Origin of the sequence: Candidatus Dormiibacter sp. (genome assembly GCF_050999135.1) — a bacterium.
Taxonomy (GTDB): Bacteria; Chloroflexota; Dormibacteria; order Dormibacterales; family Dormibacteraceae; genus Dormiibacter; species Dormiibacter spiritus.
This window is the reverse complement of the sequence record NZ_JBPCPN010000009.1, coordinates 1-6,209: the sequence shown is the minus strand read 5'-3', so window position 1 is coordinate 6,209 and position 6,209 is coordinate 1. Positions and strand designations below refer to the sequence as shown.

6 protein-coding genes and 1 pseudogene are annotated in these 6,209 nt (G+C 66.4%); 5 read left to right on the top strand and 2 right to left on the bottom strand.

Annotated features, from left to right (window positions below):
* Nucleotides 1–1,535 (top strand): ABC transporter ATP-binding protein (locus tag ACR2MZ_RS02310; RefSeq protein ID WP_434003462.1); only part of this gene is annotated, 1,535 nt, incomplete at its 5' end.
* On the top strand, nt 1,532–3,574 hold the full coding sequence (locus tag ACR2MZ_RS02305; protein ID WP_434003461.1) for an ABC transporter ATP-binding protein: 2,043 nt from the start codon (nt 1,532–1,534) through the stop codon (nt 3,572–3,574). The genes ACR2MZ_RS02310 and ACR2MZ_RS02305, both read left to right, overlap by 4 nt.
* A 69-nt stretch (nt 3,575–3,643) precedes the next feature.
* Here the strand turns inward: ACR2MZ_RS02305 and ACR2MZ_RS02300 are convergent, their stop codons facing one another.
* Nucleotides 3,644–3,841, bottom strand: coding sequence for a hypothetical protein (locus ACR2MZ_RS02300; RefSeq protein WP_434003460.1), 198 nt, complete (start codon nt 3,839–3,841; stop codon nt 3,644–3,646).
* Nucleotides 3,842–4,117: 276 nt separating this feature from the next.
* Here ACR2MZ_RS02300 and ACR2MZ_RS02295 point away from each other — a divergent pair.
* Nucleotides 4,118–4,258 (top strand): annotated as a pseudogene (locus tag ACR2MZ_RS02295) (DUF559 domain-containing protein); the annotation flags it as partial.
* Entirely contained in the window at nt 4,207–4,572 is a 366-nt protein-coding gene (locus ACR2MZ_RS02290; protein ID WP_434003464.1) for an endonuclease domain-containing protein, read from the top strand. The pseudogene ACR2MZ_RS02295 and the gene ACR2MZ_RS02290, both read left to right, overlap by 52 nt.
* Here ACR2MZ_RS02290 and ACR2MZ_RS02285 read toward each other — a convergent pair.
* Nucleotides 4,569–5,837, bottom strand: a complete 1,269-nt coding sequence (locus ACR2MZ_RS02285; RefSeq protein ID WP_434003459.1) for a multidrug effflux MFS transporter — start codon at nt 5,835–5,837, stop codon at nt 4,569–4,571. The genes ACR2MZ_RS02290 and ACR2MZ_RS02285 overlap by 4 nt on opposite strands.
* On the opposite strand from ACR2MZ_RS02285, the gene ACR2MZ_RS02280 reads away from it, so the two are divergent.
* Complete coding sequence (locus tag ACR2MZ_RS02280; RefSeq protein ID WP_434003463.1) at nt 5,798–6,088, top strand: type II toxin-antitoxin system RelE family toxin; 291 nt, start codon at nt 5,798–5,800, stop codon at nt 6,086–6,088. The two genes, ACR2MZ_RS02285 and ACR2MZ_RS02280, sit on opposite strands and share 40 nt — an antisense overlap.
* The last annotated feature ends 121 nt before the right edge of the window (nt 6,089–6,209 follow it).

The window sequence follows — 6,209 nt, the reverse complement described above, 5'->3', positions numbered from 1 at the left end:
TCCAGGGTGCCTTTCAGATCGCCGCGGTGTGGTTCGGCGCCCGGGTGGCGATGGGGTTCGCGCGTGACCTGCGCGGCTCCCTGTTCCATCGCGTCACGGGGTACTCGGCGCGGGAAGTGGGCACGTTCGGCGCGCCGTCGTTGATCACCCGCATCACCAACGACGTGCAGCAGGTGCAGATGCTGGTCGTGCTCTCCTGCACGATGCTGGTCGCGGCTCCGATCATGTGCGTCGGCGGCATCATCATGGCGCTCCGCCAGGACGCGGGACTGTCCTGGCTGATGCTGGTCAGCATCCCCGTCTTGATTGCGTCAATCGGGCTCATCGTGTCCAGGATGGTGCCCCAGTTCCGCGCCATGCAGGCCCGCATCGACGACATCAACCGGGTGCTGCGCGAGCAGCTCTCGGGCATTCGTGTGGTGCGCGCGTTCGTCCGTGAGCAGGACGAGGCTCGGAGGTTCGCCGAAGCCAACGCGGCACTGACCAGGACCGCTCTCCGCGCCGGGCGGCTGATGGCCCTCATCTTCCCGACAGTGATGCTGATCCTCAACGCCTCCAGCGTCGCTGTGCTCTGGTTTGGCGCCGGCCGGGTCGAGAACGGTCAGATGCAGATCGGCGCGCTCACAGCCTTCCTAACCTATCTGACGCTGATCCTGATGTCGGTGATGATGGCGACCTTTATGGCGATCATGATCCCGCGCGCATCAGTCTGTGCAGAGCGCATAGGTGAGGTGCTCAGGACCGAGTCCACGGTCGTGCCGCCGCGCCGGCCTGTCCGCCAGGTGCACACCCGCGCCGAGCTGGAGCTGCGGAACATCGAGTTCAGATACCCCGGTGCGACAACGCCTGTGCTGTGCGACATCTCGTTTCAAGCAGCCGCCGGGCAGACCACCGCCATCATCGGCAGCACAGGGGCGGGAAAGACGACGCTGGTCTCGCTCGTGGCACGCCTGTTCGACACCACTGCCGGCACAGTCTTGATCGACGGTGTGAGCGTCCGGGAGCTCGATCCCGACCTGCTCTGGAGCCGGATCGGTCTGGTGCCTCAGAGGCCCTATCTGTTCAGCGGCACAGTGGCCAGCAATCTGCGCTATGGCAACCCGCAGGCGAGCGACGAGGAGCTGTGGGAGGCCCTCCAGGTCGCCCAGGCCCGCGACTTCGTCGAGGCCATGCCAGGCCGCCTGGAGGCAGCCATCACCCAGGGCGGCACCAACGTTTCCGGCGGCCAGCGTCAGCGGCTGTCGATCGCGCGGGCGCTGGTGCGGAAGCCTGAGATCTACCTCTTTGACGACTCGTTCTCAGCGCTGGACCTCGCCACGGACGGCCGGCTGCGGGCAGCGCTGCGGCCCCAAACGGCGAATGCCACTGTGGTCATCGTCGGCCAGCGGGTGTCGACCATCGCCGATGCCGATCAGATCATCGTTCTGGAGGGCGGCAGGATCGTCGGGCTGGGCAGCCACGAAGAGCTGCTGGAGAGCTGCCCGACCTATCTCGAGATCGTCCAGTCGCAGGCGGCGGCGGAGCCGGCCGCATGAGCGATCGCTCGGTGACGAAACCGGCGCCGATGCCGACAATGACCGAACGCACCCGGCCGCCCGTACGCCGTGGCTTCGGCGGCGGCCCCTGGGGTGGACCCGGCCTGCCGGCGGAGAAGCCTATGAGCTTTGGGCCGTCGGTACGCCGCTTGCTGGGGCGCCTGCGACCAGAAGGCCCGAAGCTCCTGGCGGTCATCGCACTGGGTGTGACGAGCGTGGTGCTGGTTGTCATCGGGCCCAAGGTTCTTGGGCGGGCGACTGACATCATCTTCAGCGGCGTCATCGGGAAGCAGCTGCCGCCGGGGACCAGCACCGCTCAGGCGGTTGCGGCTGCCCGTGGGTCGGGCAAGGGGAATGTGGCTGACATGCTGGCGCGGATGCACGTGGTCCCAGGACAGGGGATCGACTTCTCGGCGCTCCGCACCGTGCTGGCCTGGGCGCTGGCGCTCTACGTGGGCTCAGCGATCTTCAGCTGGATGCAGGGTTACCTGCTCAACGGGGTGGTCCAGCGCACGATCTTCCGGCTGCGGGCGGAGGTTGAAGACAAGCTGAACCGGCTTCCGCTCCAGTTCTTCGACCAGCAGCCGCGGGGCGAGCTGCTGAGCCGGGTCACCAACGACATCGACAACGTGTCGCAGTCGCTCCAGCAGACCATCAGCCAGCTGCTGAGTTCGGTGCTGACTGTGATCGGCGTGCTGGTGATGATGGTGGTCGTCTCACCGCTGCTGGCTGTGATTGCCCTGGTAACAGTGCCGCTGTCAATCCTCGTCGCCAGTCAGGTCGCCAAGCGCTCGCAAAAACTGTTCGTGGCCCAGTGGGCCAACACCGGCTCGCTTAATGCCCACATCGAAGAGGCGTTCACAGGCCACGAGCTGGTCACAGTGTTTGGGCGCCGCCGTGAGGTCGAGCAGGTTTTCCGCGAGCGCAACGATCAGCTCTTCGAGGCCAGCTTCGGCGCTCAGTTCGTCTCGGGGATCATCATGCCCGCGATGATGTTCATAGGCAACCTGAACTACGTGGCGATCGCCGTCATCGGCGGCGTCAGGGTGGCCACTGGAGCCATGAGCCTGGGCGACGTCCAGGCGTTCATCCAGTATTCCCGGCAGTTCACCCAACCGCTTACGCAGGTCGCCTCGATGGCCAACCTCCTCCAGTCTGGGGTGGCGTCAGCCGAGCGAGTCTTCGAGCTGCTGGACGCTCCCGAGCAGGACGCTGACCCCGTCCAGCCGGTGATTCCGGTTGCCAGCCGCGGTCGAGTGGAGTTCGAGCGGGTCTCCTTCCGTTACCACCCTGAGCAGCCACTGATCGAGGACCTGTCATTGGTCGCGGAACCAGGACACACGGTGGCGATCGTCGGCCCGACCGGCGCCGGCAAGACCACCCTGGTCAACCTCATCCTGCGGTTCTACGAAGTGGACGCGGGGCGGATCACCCTGGACGGCGTCGACATCACCGCCATGCGGCGAGAGGACCTCCGTTCCCAGATTGGCATGGTGCTGCAGGACACCTGGCTTTTCGGGGGGACCATCCGCGACAACATCGCCTATGGCAACCCCGCCGCCAGCGAGGAGGAGATCCTGGCGGCGGCGCGAGCCACGTTCGTCGACCGCTTCGTGCAGAGCCTGCCCGACGGCTACGACACAGTCATCGACGAGGAGGGCAGCAACGTCAGCGCCGGCGAGAAGCAGCTGCTGACCATCGCCCGCGCTTTCCTGGCCGACCCGTCGCTGCTGATCCTGGATGAGGCCACCAGCTCGGTCGACACGCGCACCGAGCTGCTGGTGCAGCGGGCAATGGCGGCCCTACGCTCCGATCGCACCAGCTTCGTCATCGCCCACCGGCTCTCAACCATCCGCGACGCCGAGCTCATCCTGATGATGGAAGCCGGGCGCATAGTCGAGCGCGGGACCCATGAGGAGCTGCTGGCCGCCCGCGGCGCCTACTTCAGGCTCTACTCCGCGCAGTTCCGCGGCGCCGTGGACGCTGCCGACGAGTCGGCAGCCCAGCCGGCTGCCGCTGCGCCAGTGGGGCTTCGCTAAGACAGCCGGTTCAAGGGGGAGGGGCCGTCAGGCTTCTGCCCTCAGCGGTTTCGGACGACGTTGGGGCGCTCAGTGCCCTCCGCCGAACAGGCTGCCGAGGTCGGGCGTCTGGCCCGGCTGGCCGCCACCGATGAACTGCTCGAGCATGCCGCCGAAGGGTTCGGGCAACCGGCCCTTCAGGTAGCCGATCACAACCTGGACTGCCTGGCGCGAAGTCGCCTCGTCCAACCCAGTGCGCTGACTTACCTCATTGACCAACTGATCCACTACGCAGACCTCCATGTAAGGCGATCGCCACTGGTGTGCTCGGCAGCTTCGGTCGAGCGATTCGGGCACATGCTAGCAAACGGTCGCGCATCGGGAATGTCAGGGTGCGAGGAGAAGGTGCTGACGGTGTAGCTCACTGGCACTAACTTGTTCGATCCCGAGTGGTGGAGGCGCTCCTTGGTGGAGTCGTCCTCCCCCCGCGCCGCGGGGGGAGGTTGGGAGGGGGCGTTAACGGCCTGACTTGCGGCGGCCGGGCAATGGTGAGAGCTTGCGTCCATGGATCGTCACACCCGTCTCCATCGAGCTGCTCGGGATCAGCGCGCCCAGGTGCTGCGGCGAGAGATGTCCAAGACCGAAGGGCGGCTCTGGTACCGCCTGGACAGCCGGCAGCTGCTGGGACTCAAATTCCGCCGCCAGGTTCCGCTTGGCCCTACTTCGCCGACTTTGCCTGCTTGGAGGCAAGGCTTGTGCTCGAAGTCGATGGCGACCACCACGGCGATCAGCTCGGCTATGACGCGAGGCGAGATCACTGGCTGGGCGAGATGGGCTTTCGGGTGCTGAGGTTCTGGGTGGCGGAAATTGATGAGAACATCGAAGGTGTGATTGAGACCATTGCCGACGCTCTGAGTCCATTCGGCTCGGAGGCCCCCCACCTGCCTCCCCCCGCAGCCGCGGGGGGAGGACGACTCCACCCAGGAGCGCCTCAACTACTCGGGGATTGGACAGACTAATTGGCAGGCTCCTGCACAGGTTGTGGGCGACGCCTGACGGCGATCAGCAGCGCAAAAACGGCCCCGAGGCGAAGCGCCACAATCAGCAGCGCCATCGTCAGGGCCGGTCTAATGCCAGCGGCGCCGGCCAGTGGAGCCACCACGGCGCCGATGGCGAATTGAACGAGCCCGAGCAGGGCCGAAGCGCTTCCTGCCACCCTTCCCTGATTCGACAGCGCCAGCGCAGTTGCATTGGGTAGGACCAGGCCCACAGTGGCGACGACCAGGAAGAGCGCCGAGACCACCGCCACCAGCCCCGCCCCGGCGAGCACAGCCAGGAGCAGGCCAAGTCCTCCAGCGAGGCCACCGGCCAGCCCCAGGACCAGCAGCCGGAGCTGACCAAGACGCTGGACCAATCTGGCGCTGGCCTGACCCGCGGCCACGATGCCCAGTGCGTTGAGCGCGAACAGCAGGCTGAAGCCCTGCGGTGAGACTCCATACACAGTCTCCAGGACGAACGGCGAAGCAGCGATGTAGACGAACATGGCGCCAATGGCCAGACCGCTGGCGACTGCCCAGCCGACGAAACTCGCGTCGGTCAAGAGGTTGCGGAAGACCGCCAGGCTCTCTTTCAGGCCGCCAGCGCGCCGCCTGGCGACCGGAAGGGTTTCCTTCAGGCCGAGGCCGCCCACCGCGACGAGCGCCATTCCGAGCACGGTCAACGCTACGAAGCCCAAGCGCCAGGAACCGAACCTGAGCAATTGACCTCCCAGCACTGGGGCGAGGATTGGCGCGAGTCCGTTGACCAGCATGAGAAGCGCGTAGAACCGCGCCAGCGCAAACCCTGAGAAGAGGTCGCGAGCGACCGCCCGGGAGATCACGATCCCGGCGGCCCCGGCCGCGCCTTGAAGGAGACGGATGAAAATGAACACACCTATCGAGGGCGCGAGCGCGCAGAGAAGCGAGGTGGCGGTGTATGCGACCAGGCCGATCATCAGGGGCCGCCGCCTCCCGCGCGAATCGCTCAGGGAACCGGCGACAAGCTGGCCGGCGGCCAGTCCGACCAGACATGAGGTGATGGTCAGCTGCGCCTGGGCGGCGGTCGCGTCCAGGTCGTGGGCAAGTGCCGGCAACGCGGGCAGGTAGAGGTCGAGAGAGAGCGGACCGAAGGCGCTGAGCGCTCCCAGGATGAGTATCAGCCGGAGGCTGGCACGACGATCCTGGCCGCCCGCGGCCCCGATCGAGGATTCGGGCCCCGGGATTTGCTCAGGACTCAGCGCCTGCACTCGAAAACAAGTCCCATCCACCCGCCATGATGACCGGACATCTGGTCGGGTGGACATCGACGCCCGGTCTCCGCGTTCGGGTCGGTGACTGCCGCATCATCTACAGAGTCAACGACGATGTGCTCCTCGTGGTCGTCGTCACGCTCGGACACCGGCGCGAGGTTTACGAGCGGTGTCCAGGGCTCGCCGGATTTAGGTTTGCCAATTGGGACGGCATCGCCTGGGCGTCACCGGCACAGGTGGCCGCCTAATGCGTTTGTCAAGAGGCCAGGGGCAGGTACGGCTTCTGGAAAGGCTCCCGGTCCCTGAGCATGGCCCAGAGCACGTCGACGCGTCGCCGCGCCAGCGCGATGACGGCTTGGTGGTGTCGCT

Excerpts from the sequence above, each read along its gene's own strand:
- ACR2MZ_RS02305 (WP_434003461.1), top strand. The coding sequence starts at position 1,532 with ATGAGCGATCGCTCGGTGACGAAACCGGCGCCGATGCCGACAATGACC.